Annotated in this window: 10 protein-coding genes and 2 rRNA genes; 11 read left to right on the top strand and 1 reads right to left on the bottom strand. The window is 69.1% G+C overall.

The window, feature by feature from the left end; genetic code table 11:
• The first annotated feature begins 111 nt into the window (after positions 1–111).
• The 5 genes from EDD39_RS00060 to EDD39_RS00040 all read left to right on the top strand — a co-directional run bounded on the left by EDD39_RS00060 (position 112) and on the right by EDD39_RS00040 (position 5,247).
• On the top strand, positions 112–1,557 hold the full coding sequence (locus EDD39_RS00060) for a gamma-aminobutyraldehyde dehydrogenase (RefSeq protein ID WP_123552618.1): 1,446 nt from the start codon (positions 112–114) through the stop codon (positions 1,555–1,557).
• A gap of 226 nt (positions 1,558–1,783) precedes the next feature.
• Positions 1,784–3,142, top strand: coding sequence for an aspartate aminotransferase family protein (locus tag EDD39_RS00055; RefSeq protein WP_123552616.1), 1,359 nt, complete (start codon positions 1,784–1,786; stop codon positions 3,140–3,142).
• A 115-nt stretch (positions 3,143–3,257) separates the two neighbouring features.
• A complete protein-coding gene (locus tag EDD39_RS00050; RefSeq protein ID WP_123817303.1) occupies positions 3,258–3,572 on the top strand; it encodes a hypothetical protein in 315 nt (104 codons plus the stop codon).
• Complete coding sequence (locus tag EDD39_RS00045) at positions 3,569–4,588, top strand: WXG100 family type VII secretion target (protein ID WP_123552612.1); 1,020 nt, start codon at positions 3,569–3,571, stop codon at positions 4,586–4,588. Before EDD39_RS00050 ends, EDD39_RS00045 begins: the two co-directional genes overlap by 4 nt.
• Positions 4,585–5,247, top strand: a complete 663-nt coding sequence (locus tag EDD39_RS00040; protein WP_123552610.1) for a hypothetical protein — start codon at positions 4,585–4,587, stop codon at positions 5,245–5,247. Before EDD39_RS00045 ends, EDD39_RS00040 begins: the two co-directional genes overlap by 4 nt.
• Before the next feature lie 23 nt (positions 5,248–5,270).
• Here the strand turns inward: EDD39_RS00040 and EDD39_RS00035 are convergent, their stop codons facing one another.
• Positions 5,271–6,917, bottom strand: coding sequence for a PucR family transcriptional regulator (locus EDD39_RS00035; RefSeq protein ID WP_123552607.1), 1,647 nt, complete (start codon positions 6,915–6,917; stop codon positions 5,271–5,273).
• Between the two features lie 185 nt (positions 6,918–7,102).
• Between EDD39_RS00035 and EDD39_RS00030 the strand changes: the two genes are divergently transcribed.
• The 6 genes from EDD39_RS00030 to EDD39_RS00005 all read left to right on the top strand — a co-directional run.
• Entirely contained in the window at positions 7,103–8,617 is a 1,515-nt protein-coding gene (locus tag EDD39_RS00030; protein ID WP_123552605.1) for a gamma-aminobutyraldehyde dehydrogenase, read from the top strand.
• A 123-nt stretch (positions 8,618–8,740) separates the two neighbouring features.
• The gene (locus EDD39_RS00025; protein ID WP_123552604.1) at positions 8,741–9,187 is read left to right on the top strand and encodes a bifunctional DNA primase/polymerase; all 447 of its coding nucleotides are present in this window, start codon (positions 8,741–8,743) and stop codon (positions 9,185–9,187) included.
• A gap of 18 nt (positions 9,188–9,205) precedes the next feature.
• Complete coding sequence (locus EDD39_RS00020) at positions 9,206–10,078, top strand: hypothetical protein (RefSeq protein ID WP_148089371.1); 873 nt, start codon at positions 9,206–9,208, stop codon at positions 10,076–10,078.
• 106 nt (positions 10,079–10,184) lie between these two features.
• The gene (locus EDD39_RS00015) at positions 10,185–11,711 is read left to right on the top strand and encodes a CoA-acylating methylmalonate-semialdehyde dehydrogenase (RefSeq protein WP_123552600.1); all 1,527 of its coding nucleotides are present in this window, start codon (positions 10,185–10,187) and stop codon (positions 11,709–11,711) included.
• Between the two features lie 624 nt (positions 11,712–12,335).
• Positions 12,336–13,852 (top strand): 16S ribosomal RNA (locus EDD39_RS00010).
• A gap of 273 nt (positions 13,853–14,125) precedes the next feature.
• Positions 14,126–15,889 (top strand): 23S ribosomal RNA (locus EDD39_RS00005); the annotation flags it as partial.

The following is a 15,889-nucleotide window of genomic DNA, read 5'->3' as shown; positions in this document are numbered from 1 at the left end:
GCCTGCACACCGCCGATCGTGGCTTGTCGCTGACATGCCGTGCCCATCCCGGCCCAGGGGTAACCTGGCGCCCGGGGCTGCAACGACGCAGGCCCAGACCGAGGAGAGACCGTGAGCGAGCTTCGTACGCTGCGCAACTACATCAACGGCGAGTTCGTCGACGCTGCGGACGGCCGCACGCTCGACGTCGTCGACCCGACCACGGGCGAGGTCTACGCGACCTCCCCGCTCTCCGGCGCGGCCGACGTGGACGCCGCGATGGCCGCCGCGGCCGCCGCCTTCCCGGTCTGGCGGGACTCCACCCCGTCCACCCGGCAGAAGCTGCTGCTCAAGATCGCCGACGCGGTCGAGGCCCGGGCCGACGAGATCGTCGACGCCGAGGTCCGCAACACCGGCAAGCCGCGCGGGCTGACCCTCTCCGAGGAGATCGGCCCGATGGTCGACCAGCTGCGCTTCTTCGCCGGCGCCGCCCGCCTGCTGGAGGGCAAGGCCGCGGGCGAGTACATGGACGGCCTGACCTCGATCGTCCGCCGCGAGCCGGTCGGCGTCTGCGCGCAGGTCGCCCCGTGGAACTACCCGATGATGATGGCGGTCTGGAAGTTCGCCCCGGCGATCGCCGCGGGCAACGCCGTGGTGCTCAAGCCCTCCGACACCACCCCCGCCTCCACCGTGCTGCTCGCCGAGATCATCGGCGGCGTGCTCAAGGAGCTGGAACTGCCGGCCGGCGTCTTCAACGTGATCTGCGGCGACCGCGAGACCGGCCGCCTGATGGTCGAGCACCGCACCCCGGCGATGGCCTCCATCACCGGCTCGGTCCGGGCCGGCATGCAGGTCGCCGAGTCCGCCGCGAAGGACGTCAAGCGGGTCCACCTGGAGCTCGGCGGCAAGGCCCCGGTCGTGGTCTTCGAGGACGCCGACATCGACGAGGCCGTCGAGGGCATCGCCATGGCGGGCTACTTCAACGCCGGCCAGGACTGCACCGCGGCCACCCGCGTCCTGGTGCACGAGTCGATCCACGACGCCTTCGTCGAGGCCCTCGCCAAGGCCGCCGCCGACACCAAGACCGGCGGCGTGGACGACGAGGACGTCCTCTACGGCCCGCTCAACAACGCCAACCAGCTCCAGCAGGTGGCCGGCTTCATCGAGCGCCTCCCCGCGCACGCCAAGGTCGAGGCCGGCGGTCACCGGGTCGGCGACAGGGGCTACTTCTGGGCGGCGACCGTGGTCTCCGGCCTCCAGCAGGACGACGAGATCATCCAGAACGAGGTCTTCGGCCCGGTCATCACCGTGCAGAAGTTCACCGACGAGGACCAGGCCGTCGGGTACGCCAACGGCGTCGAGTACGCGCTCGCCTCCTCGGTGTGGACCAAGGACCACGCCCGCGCGATGCGGATGTCCCGCCGGCTGGACTTCGGCTGCGTGTGGATCAACACCCACATCCCGCTGGTCGCCGAGATGCCGCACGGCGGGTTCAAGAAGTCCGGCTACGGCAAGGACCTGTCGTCGTACGGGTTCGAGGACTACACCCGGATCAAGCACGTCATGACCGCGATCTAGCGGGTCGTGACCAGCAGACGCAGCATGACCGCGATCTGATCGCGTAGCGCCGGGGGCAGGGGCGCGAGGGACCGGGCCGGGGGCCGCCGCTCCACGTGAGCGGGTGGCCGGGCGCGCAGTTCCTCGCGCCCCTGTCGCTTGCGGCCGTCAATGTGTCAGGGTGCGGCGCGACGCGCGTGACACGATGAAGCTGCCCCCGGCCGGGGCCGCTCCCTACGCTGGTCGCATGAGCACTCCCACCGCTGACTCGGTCGCCGGGCAGGCCGTCAAGGCCGCCGACCGCGCGCACGTCTTCCACTCGTGGTCCGCCCAGGCGCTGATCGACCCCCTCGCGGTGGCCGGTGCCGAGGGCTCCTACTTCTGGGACTACGACGGCAACCGCTACCTGGACTTCTCCTCGCAGCTGGTGAACACCAACATCGGCCACCAGCACCCGAAGGTGGTCGCGGCGATCCAGGCGAAGGCCGCCCAGCTGTGCACCATCGCCCCGGGCTTCGCCGAGGAGTCGCGCAGCGAGGCCGCCCGGCTGATCGCCGAGCGCACCCCCGGCGACCTGGACAAGATCTTCTTCACCAACGGCGGCGCCGAGGCGAACGAGAACGCGATCCGGATGGCCCGGCTGCACACCGGCCGGCACAAGGTGCTCTCCACCTACCGCTCGTACCACGGCGCCACCGCCAACGCGATCGCCCTGACCGGCGACCCGCGCCGCTGGGCGAACGAGGCGGGCGTGTCGGGCATCGTGCACTTCTGGGGCCCGTACCCGTACCGCTCGAACTTCCACGCGGAGAACGAGGCGCAGGAGTGCGAGCGCGCGCTGGCGCACCTGGAGCAGACCATCGCGTTCGAGGGTCCGGGCACCGTCGCGGCGATCATCCTGGAGACGGTGGTCGGCACCGCGGGCATCCTGGTGCCGCCGGCCGGGTACCTGGCGGGCGTGCGGGAGATCTGCGACCGGTACGGGATCGTGTTCATCCTGGACGAGGTGATGGCCGGGTTCGGCCGCACCGGCGCTTGGTTCGCCGCCGACCACTGGGGGATCACCCCGGACCTGCTGACCTTCGCCAAGGGCGTCAACTCCGGCTACCTGCCGCTGGGCGGCGTGGCGATCTCCGGGGCGATCGCGGAGACCTTCGCGCAGAAGGCGTTCCCGGGCGGCCTGACCTACTCGGGCCACCCGCTGGCCTGCGCCTCCGCGGTGGCGACGATCAACACCATGGCCGAGGAGGGCATCGTGGAGAACGCCAGGCTGATCGGCGAGAGCGTGCTCGGCCCCGGCCTGCGCGAGCTGGCCGAGCGGCACCCCTCGATCGGCGAGGTGCGCGGCCTGGGCGTGTTCTGGGCGCTGGACCTGGTGAAGGACCGGGAGACCCGCGAGCCGCTGGTGCCGTACAACGCGGCCGGTGCCGACAACGCGCCGATGGCGCAGCTCGCGGCGGCCTGCAAGCAGCGGGGCCTGTGGCCGTTCACCAACATGAACCGCTTCCACGTGGTGCCGCCGTGCAACGTCAGCGCGGAGGAGGCCAAGGCGGGCCTCGCCGTGCTGGACGAGGTGCTGACCCTCACCGACGCACACGTGATCTGACGATCCTTCATCTTTTCTTCACAGGGGCTCCGGGAAAACCGCCCGGGGCCCCTTGATGCCTTTGCTCATCAGATCAGTACGATGATTCGCCTGACCTGAGAGCAAAGGAAATGTCATGGGGGACACGGGGTTTCGGGTCGAGCCCGAAGTACTCACCGGATACGCGTCCGTGCTCGACACCCAGGCCGAACGGATCGCCCAGATCCGCGCGGCCCTGGCGGGTGTCCAGCTCTCGTCCGAGGCCTTCGGCAAGCTGCCGGGCTCGGGCGAGCTGCACGGCTCCTACCAGGAGCACGCCGAAGCGGAACAGGAGAACTTCGCCGACCTGATCGAACTGCTCGACGCCACCGGCGAGGGCGTCCGGTTCACGGTGGACAACTACGAGAGCAACGAGCAGGACACCGCCGAGGTCTACGGGGGTGGCCAGTGAGCACCCTGGCCCCCGGCGCCTTCGGCGACGCGGTCGACGCCTACCGGTGGACCCGTGACCGGGCCGCCGACCAGCTGCCGTCGCTGCCCAGCTTCGACAACCCGGTCAGCGAGGGCCTCGACGCGGGCCTCGACTCCATCGTCAAGGCGGCGCTGGACGCCACCGGGCTGATGGACGTGCTGGAGAAGGTCACCGGCGACCTGCAGGCGCTGACCGCCGCCTCGCACGAGTGGCAGGCCCAGGCGAAGGCGATGCAGGAGGTCGCCGACGAGCTGCGGGCCGCCGGCACCCGGGTCGAGGGCGGCTGGGAGGGCGCGGCCTCCGCGGCCTTCGGCGGCCACATGGCCACCGTCGTCGAGGCCGTCGACGCCACCGCCGCCGACATGGCCCAGGTCGCGCAGATCATCAACCAGGCCGCCGCCCAGTGCCAGCTCGCCGAGCAGCTGATCATCGAGATCATCCGCGAGGCCATCGAGACGCTGATCATCACCCTGGCCGCCTCGGTGGCGATCGACATCCTCACCCTGGGCCTGGCCACCGCCGCCGAGGCGATCATCGTCGAGGGCGAGATCGCCATCTACATCGCCCGGGTGGGCCAGGTCTCGCTCAAGCTGGAGAAGGCGCTCAAGGAACTGCACGAAGCCATCAAGGCGATGAAGGCGGCGCGCACCCTGGGCAAGTTCAACAAGGCCCGCAAGGCCGCCAAGGCCGTCCGCAAGCTCGGCGGCAAGGGCAACCGCTGGAAGTCCGGCCTCGACCTGGTCCGCAACCCGTCGATGGCCAACCTCGGCGAGTTCGCCACCGCCCAGGCCCTGGGCAAGGGCTTCGGCGCGGTCAAGGGCGGCATCAAGGGCGGCCTGGGCGCGGTCACCGGCGCCGGCGACTTCCCCGGCGTCCTCACCGACAACCTGCTCAGCGACCAGGGCCTGGACACCATCGCCGGCGCCCTGGACGGCCCGCCCGGCGGCGAGCCCTACCGGGTGCCGGGCAACCGCGTCACGGAGGCGTTCGGATGACGGCCGGCCCCTACGGCGCGACCGGGTACCCGCCGACCGCCGCACCGCAGGTGTACGAGCCGCACCGGCTCGGCGGCGGCTCCCACCTGCCGCTGGTGGCGCCGCACCTGGCTCCCGGCGAACGGGTGCACGCCGTCGTCGACATCGAGCTCAGCGACCTGCTCCGCCGCGTCCCGCGCCGCTACCGCAAGGAACGCGACGGCCTGTTCCAGGCCGTCGGCTTCCTGCTCGACCTGGCCGGCGCACTCGTCGACGCGGTCGAGGAGGCCATCGGCGGCTTCTTCCGCAACCTCCGGCGGATCTTCCGCGGCCGCGGCCTGTCCGGCGGCTGGGACAGCCAGGCCGGCCGGTTCGCCGTCCAGGTGCTGACCGGCGGCCGCGGCGACCGGACCTACGAGAACCGCGGCGTCATGCTGGTCTTCACCGACCACCGGATCCTGCTCGGCAGCGCCCTCTCCGACGGCTACCACCCGTACGGCGAGGTCCCGCGGCAGCAACTGGCCAGGATCGAACCGCGGATGGGCTCCTGGTCCAGCCGGGTCGAGGCGCACTTCGCGGACGGCTCCCGGGTCGCCCTCGAAGCCCGCGACCGGCACGACGCCCAGGCCCTGGACCTGCTGGTCCGCGGTCAGGTCCCGCCGCCCAAGTCCGCCGGCTGACCGCGCCGGACGCGGTCCGCCGGTCAACGCCGGACCGCGTCCAGCGCCAGCAGCGCCACGTGCAGCGACAGGCAGGACTCCACCTGGTCCAGGTCCACGCCCAGGATCCGCTCCACCTTGTGCAGCCGGTCGTAGAAGGACGGCCGCGACAGGTGCGCGGCGTCCGCCGCCGCCGACTTGTTGCGGCCCTGCTCCAGGTAGATCCGCAGCATCTGCACCAACTGGCCGCCGTGCTCCGCGTCGTACGCCAGCAGCGGGCCCAACTCCCGCTCCACGTACGTCTGCAGGCGCTCGTCGTCGCGCAGCAGGTGCAGCAGGCCGCGCAGCCGGACGTCCGGCAGCCGGTAGTACGCCGCCCGGCCGCCCGGCGCGTCGTGCAGCGCCGCGTCCGCGACCTGGGTGGCCTCCAGCAGGGTGCGCCGGGCGTCCCGGACCGAACCCACCGAGGAGCCGACCGCTATCACCGGCTCGGCCGCCGACCCGTCCCGGCCCGCCTCCGCCGACAACCGGCGCAGCGCCGCCGCGAAGGACTCCAGCGAGGCGTGCTCGTCCTGCTGCGAACCGAGCGCCACCAGCAGGCCCACCCCCTCGTCGTCCAGCGCGCCCACCAGCGCCGACAGCCGGGAGGTGCGGATCGCGGTCGCCGCCAGCTCGGTGAAGTCCCGCAGCCGGGCCTGCGCCTCCAGCGCCGCCGGCAACGGGCCCTGCCGCTGGCGCAGCACCACGCCCACCAGCCGGCGGCCCTCCAGCGGCACGCCCAGCGCCTGCGCCCGCAGCGCCACCTCGGAGACCGTCAGCGCGTGGGTCAGGATGCCCGACAGCAGGGTGCGGTGGGTCTGCCGCTCCAGCGACTCCCGGTCGCGCACCACCAGCCGGTTCAGCGCCAGCGTCGCCGCGCCGCGCTCCAGCAGCATCGCGTGCGGGTGCGGCACGTCCGGCGGCAGCACCACCGGCTCGTCCACCAGCACCAGCCGCCCCCAGTCCTGGCCGCGCGCCCCCACCGTGGTCACCAGCCAGCCCGACCGCGGGTCGTACCCGGTGCGGCCCGCCGGGTGCACGCCGCGCGAACGGTGCTCCCAGTTCTCCAGCAGCTCCTGCTCGCCGCGCCCCGCCGGGTCGTGCGCCAGCACCTGGTGCGCCAGGTTCTCCAGCACCACCGGCGCGCCCGCCATCCGGGCCACCTGCCGCACCACCTCGGCCGGCTCCGCACCCTCGGTGGCCAGCTCGTTGAACACCTGGTGCACCGCCTCGGACACCCGCAGCTGCTCCAACTGCGCGTTCACCACCAGCGCGTGCACCGCCTCGGTCACCGCGACGAACTTCAGCTCCCGGCGCAGCGCCACCAGCGGCAGGTCGTGCCGCTCCGCCGCCGCCACCAGCGCCCGCGGCAACGAGTCGAAGTACCGGCGGCCGAACTCGATCACCAGCCCCGCCACCCCCACCTCGGCCAGCTCCCGCACGTACCGGGCCAGCCCGTCCCGGTCCTCCGGCAACGCGATGCCCGTCGACAGCACCAGCTCGCCGCCGCGCAGTACCCCCGCCACGTCCGGCAGCTCGCTGACGTGCACCCAGCGCACCGGGCGCTCCAGCGCGGCCGCACCGGCCACCACCTGGGGCAGACCGCGCCGCATCACGTCGAGGTCGAGCACGCGGGCGACGGTGGGGAGCATCGCGGATACCTCCGGGGGGTTCTCAGGGTGTCAGGTCAATCATGCGCGACGGCGACGCCCTGTCACCCACGGGCGACCTTGCAGCGTGTAAGGCCCTTCGGTCGGCCCGTTGCTGAGTGACGCTTGCCCCCGGCACCCGAACCGAGGCATCGTCGGCCTGGTCGAGTAGGCAATGGAGGCAACTCATGGACCTGACCAGCTTCAACGACGGCGCGCAGCACATCGCGGGCCGCCCGACCCGGGGCTCCGGCAGCGAACCCTTCGCCGTGGTCAACCCCGCGAACGGCGCCACCGTCCAGCAGGTCGAGCTCGCCACCCCCGCCGACGTCGACACCGCCGTCGCCGCCGCCCGCGCCGCCCTCCCCGAGTGGTCCGGCGCCACCCCCGGCGCCCGCTCCGAGGCGCTCAACCGCCTGGCCGGGATCCTCGCCGAGCACGCCGAGGACTTCGCCCGGGTCGAGACCGCGCAGACCGGCAAGCCGATCAAGCTCTCCACCGAGTTCGACGTCCCCGGCACCGTCGACAACACCTCGTTCTTCGCCGGAGCCGCCCGCAACCTGGAGGGCAAGGCCGCCGGCGAGTACAGCGGCGACCACACCTCGTACGTGCGCCGCGAGGCCGTCGGCGTGGTCGGCAGCATCGCGCCCTGGAACTACCCGCTGCAGATGGCCGCCTGGAAGATCCTCCCGGCCATCGCCGCGGGCAACACCATCGTCCTCAAGCCCGCCGAGATCACCCCGCTGACCTCGCTGATGTTCGCCCGCGCCTGCACCGCGGCCGGCATCCCCGACGGCGTCGTCAACGTCGTCACCGGCGCCGGACGCACCGCGGGCGAACACCTCATCGGCCACCCCGACGTCGCCATGGTCTCCTTCACCGGCTCCACCGCCGTCGGCAAGCGGGTCGCCGAGATCGCCACCGCCACCGTCAAGCGCACCCACCTCGAACTCGGCGGCAAGGCCCCCTTCGTGGTCTTCGACGACGCCGACCTCGACGCCGCCGTCCACGGCGCCGTCGCCGCCTCCCTGATCAACAGCGGCCAGGACTGCACCGCCGCCACCCGCGCCTACGTCCAGCGCCCGCTCTACGACGCCTTCGTGGCCGGCGTCGCCGACCTCTACGACGGCATCCGGCTCGGCGACCCGCTGAACCCGCAGACCGACCTGGGCCCGCTGGTCTCCTTCGCCCACCGCGACCGCGTCGCCGGCTTCGTCGAGCGCGCCCGCGCCTACGCCACCGTCGTCACCGGAGGCCCCGCCACCGGCAAGGGCCACGACGGCACCGACCTCTCCCTCGGCGCCTACCACCGCCCCACCCTGATCACCGGCGCCGCCCAGGACAGCGAGGTCGTCCAGGGCGAGATCTTCGGCCCGGTGCTCGTCGTCCTGCCCTTCGACAGCGACGAGGAGGGCCTGCGCCTCGCCAACGACACCCCCTACGGCCTCGCCGCCTCCGCCTGGACCCGCGACGTCCACCGCTCGCTGCGCGCCACCCGCGAGATCGCCGCCGGCTGCGTCTGGGTGAACGACCACATCCCGATCATCAGCGAGATGCCGCACGGCGGGTACAAGGCGTCCGGCTACGGCAAGGACATGTCGCAGTACTCGCTCGACGAGTACACCCAGGTCAAGCACGTCATGTTCGACACCACCGCGGTCGCCCGCAAGGACTGGCACCGGACGATCTTCGGCGACCGCTGACCGCCCCACCCGCCCCGCCCGCCGGGGATCCGTGTAAGAGATCCCCGGTACCCCGCTCTCCCGGATGACGACAGCAGGCACCCCGCCCGCCGCGCGTCACCCCGGAGAGACGAGGAACCGCACGTGAGCACCACCCGCCGCCCCAGCGCCCTGCACTGGCTGGCCGAGGCCGCCGCCGACCCCGACCACTGCCGCCGCACCTGGGAACGCACCCGTTCCGGCCTCGCCCTGCTGCCCGCCGGCCGCCGCTGGGACGTCCTGCACGCTCCCGGCCCGCTCGGCCGCCCCGCCGCCGCCCTGCTCGACCGGCTCGGCGGCGGCCCCGTCCTGGAGGACCCCGACGGCGACACCGTCGGCTTCCTGGTCCCCGTCGGCACCGCCGAACGCTGGACCGGCACCGGCATCCGCGCCTCCGGCGACGGCACCTGGATCGCCGTCCCGCACCCCACCCGCCCCACCCGCGGCCCGCACTGGCTGATCCCCCCGCACCCCGACGGACGGCTCGTCGACCCCCGCGCCCTCGAACTCGCCCTGCACGACGCCGCCGCACACCTGCGCGGGCCGCACTAGACGGCCCAGACTGTTCCCATGGACGAGACGGGCGGTGCGGGAGCGGCGGGCGCGGGCGCGGGTGAGGTGAGCGTGAGTACGGGTGCGGTGGGTTCGGGATCAGACGGTGAGGTCGGCCCGGGCGCCGACGAGCGGGCCGCGCTGCTCGCCGACGCCCAGCCGTACTGCCTGCGGCACGCCCTCGCCCTGGCCGGAGCCGACGCGCTGCGCCTGCACGGCCTGGCCGCCCCCGTCCACGGCACCGACCTGCTGCTCGTCACCGGCGAGGGCCCGCCGCTCGCCGACCTCGCCACCGGACTCGCCGAGACCCTGCGGGCCGCCGGCCACTACGTCCAGGAACCGCCCGGCACCGCACGCCGCCGCCAACTCGACTTCACCGTAAGGAAGTTGCCGCTCGCCGTCGAGCTGCGCCGGGAACCGCTGCGCCACCCGCCCGTCCTCCCCGTCGGCGCCACCGTTCCCGTCGCCGCACTGGACGACGTCGCCGCGCTCGCCGTCCGCACCCTCTGCGAACGCGCCCTGCCCGCCGACCTGTACGTCCTGCACGCCCTCACCGCCCGGCGACGGGAAGGCGAACTCCTGGCCCTGGCCGACGCGTTCGACTCCGGCCCCGACGAGGACAGCACCGCCCGTACGCTCGCCGACCGGCTCGAAACCGCCGCCGCGCTGCTGCCGCCCGAGGACCCCGGCACCCGGCGGTGGGCCGAAGCCTGGGCCCAGGATCTGCGCCTCGACCTGCTGGAGACCACCGCGCTCGCCGACGGCCTGCACGACCCCTACCTGGAACACCTGGAACCCACCGAATCCGCCGAACCCGCCGAACCCGATCCGGCCGACGGACCCGCTACCGGCCCGGCCGGCCCTCCCGCCGGCCCTCCCGACGACCTGTAAGGGTGAATCGCGCTTCCCCGTCAGGGTGCTCGTTGAGTGGGCCCGCCGTCCCGCGCAGACTGGAGAACGAGCGCGGGACATCCGTGGACATCGGAGGCAGAGACCCTTGAGCAGCAAGCACATCACCCACTGGATCGGCGGCCAGAACGTCGCCACCGCCGGAACCGCGCCCCGCCGCGGCGACCTCCACGACCCGGCCACCGGCCAGGTGACCGGCCAGGTCGACTTCGCCGAGATCGCGGAGGTCGACCAGGCGGTCGCCGCCGCCGCCCAGGCGTTCGCCTCCTGGCGCCACACCTCGATCGCCAAGCGCACCCAGGTGCTGTTCAACTTCCGCGAGCTGTTCAACGCCCGCAAGGACGAACTCGCCGCGATCATCGTCTCCGAACACGGCAAGGTGCACTCCGACGCCCTCGGCGAGCTGGCCCGCGGCCAGGAGGTCGTCGAGTACGCCTGCGGCATCCCGCAGCTGATCAAGGGCGGCTTCACCGAGCAGGCCTCCACCGGCGTCGACGTCTACTCGATCCGCCAGCCGCTCGGCCCGGTCGCCATTATCTCGCCGTTCAACTTCCCGGCCATGGTGCCGATGTGGTTCTTCCCGATCGCCATCGCGGCCGGCAACACGGTCATCCTCAAGCCGTCCGAGAAGGACCCGTCCGCCGCCAACTTCATCGCCGAGCTGTGGAAGGAGGCCGGCCTCCCCGACGGCGTCTTCAACGTCGTCCACGGCGACAAGGTCTCCGTCGACCGCCTGCTGGAGCACCCCGACGTCAAGTCGGTCTCCTTCGTCGGCTCCACCCCCATCGCCCGCTACGTGTACGAGACCGGCACCCGCTACGGCAAGCGCGTGCAGGCCCTCGGCGGCGCCAAGAACCACATGCTGGTGCTCCCCGACGCCGACCTCGACCTGGCCGCCGACGCCGCCATCAACGCCGGCTTCGGCGCGGCCGGCGAGCGCTGCATGGCCGTCTCCGTCCTGGTCGCCGTCGACCCGATCGGCGACGAGCTGGTCGCCAAGATCAAGGAGCGGATGGCCACCCTCAAGGTCGGCCCCGGCTGCAACGGCGACTCCGAGATGGGCCCGCTGGTCACCGGCGCGCACCGGGACAAGGTCACCTCCTACGTCGAGTCCGGCGTCGCCGACGGCGCCGAGCTGGCCGTCGACGGCCGCAAGCACGCCATCACCGCCGAGGACGCCAACGGCGCCCCCACCGCGGACGGCTTCTGGCTCGGCCCCACCCTGTTCGACCACGTCAAGCCGGGCATGTCCGTCTACAACGACGAGATCTTCGGCCCGATCCTGTCGGTCGTCCGGGTCCCCTCCTACGACGAGGGCCTGGAACTCATCAACGCCAACCCCTACGGCAACGGCACCGCCATCTTCACCAACGACGGCGGCGCGGCCCGGCGCTTCCAGAACGAGGTCGAGGTCGGCATGGTCGGCATCAACGTGCCGATCCCCGTCCCCGTCGCCTACTACTCCTTCGGCGGCTGGAAGGCCTCGTTGTTCGGCGACTCCCACGCCTACGGTGCCGACGGCGTCCAGTTCTTCACCCGCGGCAAGGCCGTCACCCAGCGCTGGCTCGACCCCTCGCACGGTGGCATCAACCTGGGCTTCCCCACCAACAGCTGAGCAGTAGCCCACCGCGCACCACCGCGTCCCGGCGCATCCCAGCGCGACGGAAGGCCGGCCCCCACCAGGGGCCGGCCTTCCGGCCGTTGTTTGCACCTGGGCCGGATCGGGCGTAGTGTTCACTGGTCGCTCGGCAGGGAGCACCGGACACGCATCTGTGTGGACGGTCCCGGGGCGGCCAATCCCTTGAGAAACCAGTTCGATGATCCGTGACGGGTCGCGTCTCTTTCGCGTCCCCGTTCGTATTTCGGCGTGTGCTTTTTTCGGAGATTGCGGCCGATTCGCTTTCAGGAGCGGGGATCGGCTAGAGTTTGAAACGTCGGACGGGGCGTCAAGCCGCAGAAGACGAAAGCGAGTCGGGAAAGAGCACAAGCTCGGATCTGATAAGCTGGAAACACGAAAGAACGAAGCGCCCGGAGATACGGTCGGAAGGCCGGTCGAAGGAAGTGTCCGTTCCTTGAGAACTCAACAGCGTGCCAAAAGTCAACGCCAGATATGTTGACATCCCCGGCCTCGACGTCTCGTCGGGGTTGGAGATTCCTTTTGAAGTAAAACACTAGCGAGGACGCAGTGCACGGGGCCGCCTTATTCCGGTGGCTGCTGTGCCGCTCTTTCGTGGAAGCATTCACGGAGAGTTTGATCCTGGCTCAGGACGAACGCTGGCGGCGTGCTTAACACATGCAAGTCGAACGGTGAAGCCCTTCGGGGTGGATCAGTGGCGAACGGGTGAGTAACACGTGGGGAATCTGCCCTGAACTCTGGGACAAGCCTTGGAAACGAGGTCTAATACCGGATACGACCGTCTCCCGCATGGGGGCCGGTGGAAAGCTCCGGCGGTTCAGGATGATCCCGCGGCCTATCAGCTTGTTGGTGGGGTAATGGCCCACCAAGGCGACGACGGGTAGCCGGCCTGAGAGGGCGACCGGCCACACTGGGACTGAGACACGGCCCAGACTCCTACGGGAGGCAGCAGTGGGGAATATTGCACAATGGGCGAAAGCCTGATGCAGCGACGCCGCGTGAGGGATGACGGCCTTCGGGTTGTAAACCTCTTTCAGCAGGGAAGAAGCGCAAGTGACGGTACCTGCAGAAGAAGCACCGGCTAACTACGTGCCAGCAGCCGCGGTAATACGTAGGGTGCGAGCGTTGTCCGGAATTATTGGGCGTAAAGAGCTCGTAGGCGGCCTGTCGCGTCGGATGTGAAAGCCCGGGGCTCAACCCCGGGTCTGCATTCGATACGGGCAGGCTGGAGTGTGGTAGGGGAGATCGGAATTCCTGGTGTAGCGGTGAAATGCGCAGATATCAGGAGGAACACCGGTGGCGAAGGCGGATCTCTGGGCCATTACTGACGCTGAGGAGCGAAAGCGTGGGGAGCGAACAGGATTAGATACCCTGGTAGTCCACGCCGTAAACGTTGGGAACTAGGTGTTGGCGACATTCCACGTCGTCGGTGCCGCAGCTAACGCATTAAGTTCCCCGCCTGGGGAGTACGGCCGCAAGGCTAAAACTCAAAGGAATTGACGGGGGCCCGCACAAGCAGCGGAGCATGTGGCTTAATTCGACGCAACGCGAAGAACCTTACCAAGGCTTGACATACACCGGAAACGTCCAGAGATGGGCGCCCCCTTGTGGTCGGTGTACAGGTGGTGCATGGTTGTCGTCAGCTCGTGTCGTGAGATGTTGGGTTAAGTCCCGCAACGAGCGCAACCCTTGTTCTGTGTTGCCAGCGAGTAATGTCGGGGACTCACAGGAGACTGCCGGGGTCAACTCGGAGGAAGGTGGGGACGACGTCAAATCATCATGCCCCTTATGTCTTGGGCTGCACACGTGCTACAATGGCCGGTACAAAGGGCTGCGATGCCGCGAGGCGGAGCGAATCCCAAAAAGCCGGTCTCAGTTCGGATTGGGGTCTGCAACTCGACCCCATGAAGTTGGAGTTGCTAGTAATCGCAGATCAGCATGCTGCGGTGAATACGTTCCCGGGCCTTGTACACACCGCCCGTCACGTCACGAAAGTCGGTAACACCCGAAGCCGGTGGCCTAACCCGTAAGGGGAGGAGCCGTCGAAGGTGGGACCAGCGATTGGGACGAAGTCGTAACAAGGTAGCCGTACCGGAAGGTGCGGCTGGATCACCTCCTTTCTAAGGAGCACATAGCCGAATGCGAGCGCATGTCTCGCACGGTTGCTCATGGGTGGAACGTTGACTATTCGGCACACACGGTATGGATCTGCCAGTACTGCCCCCTCGGGGGCGTGGAAGACAGGGACGGCTTGGTGTGTCGGGCACGTTGTTGGGTCCTGGGGGAACGGAAGTTGCCTCATGGATGCCGGCCTCACTTGAGGGTGCGTCATGCTCCCGAGGGTGGGTGTCTGGTCGTTGTTTGAGAACTGCACAGTGGACGCGAGCATCTGTGGCCAAGTTTTTAAGGGCGCACGGTGGATGCCTTGGCACCAGGAACCGATGAAGGACGTGGGAGGCCGCGATAGGCCCCGGGGAGCTGTCAACCGAGCTTTGATCCGGGGGTGTCCGAATGGGGAAACCCGGCAGTCGTCATGGGCTGTCACCCGCATCTGAACACATAGGGTGCGTGGAGGGAACGCGGGGAAGTGAAACATCTCAGTACCCGCAGGAAGAGAAAACAACCGTGATTCCGGGAGTAGTGGCGAGCGAAACCGGATGAGGCCAAACCGTTGTGGTGTGAGACCCGGCAGGGGTTGCCACGACGGGGTTGTGGGAAAGTTCTTCAGTCGTCTGCCGGCGGCTGGGCGAGTCAGAAACCGTATGGGTAGTCGAAGGACATGCGAAAGGTCCGGCGTAGAGGGTAAGACCCCCGTAGACGAAATCTGTACGGCTCGCTTGAGCTTCTCCCAAGTAGCACGGGGCCCGAGAAATCCCGTGTGAATCTGGCGGGACCACCCGCTAAGCCTAAATATTCCCTGGTGACCGATAGCGGATAGTACCGTGAGGGAATGGTGAAAAGTACCGCGGGAGCGGAGTGAAATAGTACCTGAAACCGTGTGCCTACAAGCCGTGGGGGCAGCCTTCGGGCTGTGACTGCGTGCCTTTTGAAGAATGAGCCTGCGAGTTTGCGGTGTGTAGCGAGGTTAACCCGTGTGGGGTAGCCGTAGCGAAAGCGAGTCCGAATAGGGCGATCGAGTTGCATGCCCAAGACCCGAAGCGGAGTGATCTAGCCATGGGCAGGTTGAAGCGCGGGTAAGACCGTGTGGAGGACCGAACCCACCAGGGTTGAAAACCTGGGGGATGACCTGTGGTTAGGGGTGAAAGGCCAATCAAACTCCGTGATAGCTGGTTCTCCCCGAAATGCATTTAGGTGCAGCGTCGCGTGTTTCTTGCCGGAGGTAGAGCACTGGATAGGCGATGGGCCTTACCGGGTTACTGACCTTAGCCAAACTCCGAATGCCGGTAAGTGAGAGCGCGGCAGTGAGACTGTGGGGGATAAGCTCCATGGTCGAGAGGGAAACAGCCCAGAACACCGACTAAGGTCCCTAAGCGTGTGCTAAGTGGGAAAGGATGTGGAGTCGCAGAGACAACCAGGAGGTTGGCTTAGAAGCAGCCACCCTTGAAAGAGTGCGTAATAGCTCACTGGTCAAGTGATTCCGCGCCGACAATGTAGCGGGGCTCAAGCACACCACCGAAGTCGTGTCATTGCAGCAATACCCCCAACGGGGGCTGTGATGGGTAGGGGAGCGTCGTGTGCCGGGTGAAGCAGCCGAGGAATCGAGTTGTGGACGGTTCACGAGTGAGAATGCAGGCATGAGTAGCGATACAAGAGTGGGAAACTCTTGCGCCGATTGACCAAGGGTTTCCTGGGTCAAGCTGATCTGCCCAGGGTAAGTCGGGACCTAAGGCGAGGCCGACAGGCGTAGTCGATGGACAACGGGTTGATATTCCGTACCCGCTTTGAAGCGCCAACGTCGAACCTCTTGATGCTAAGCCCGTGAAGCCGGCCCGGAGTCTTCGGACAAAGGACGTGGTGGAGCCGGTGACCCAACGGGTAGTAGGTGAGCGATGGGTGACGCAGGAAGGTAAGTCCAGCCCGGGCGGTGGTAGTCCGGGGTAAGGGTGTAGGACGTTGCGTAGGCAAATCCGCGCAACACGTGTCTGAGACCTGATGCCCGAGCCGATTGTGGTGAAGTGGATGATCCTATGCTGTCG

Origin of the sequence: Kitasatospora cineracea (assembly GCF_003751605.1) — a bacterium.
Taxonomy (GTDB): domain Bacteria; phylum Actinomycetota; class Actinomycetes; order Streptomycetales; family Streptomycetaceae; genus Kitasatospora; species Kitasatospora cineracea.
The sequence above is the reverse complement of the archived record's forward strand: the minus strand, read 5'-3'. Positions and strand labels throughout refer to the sequence as shown.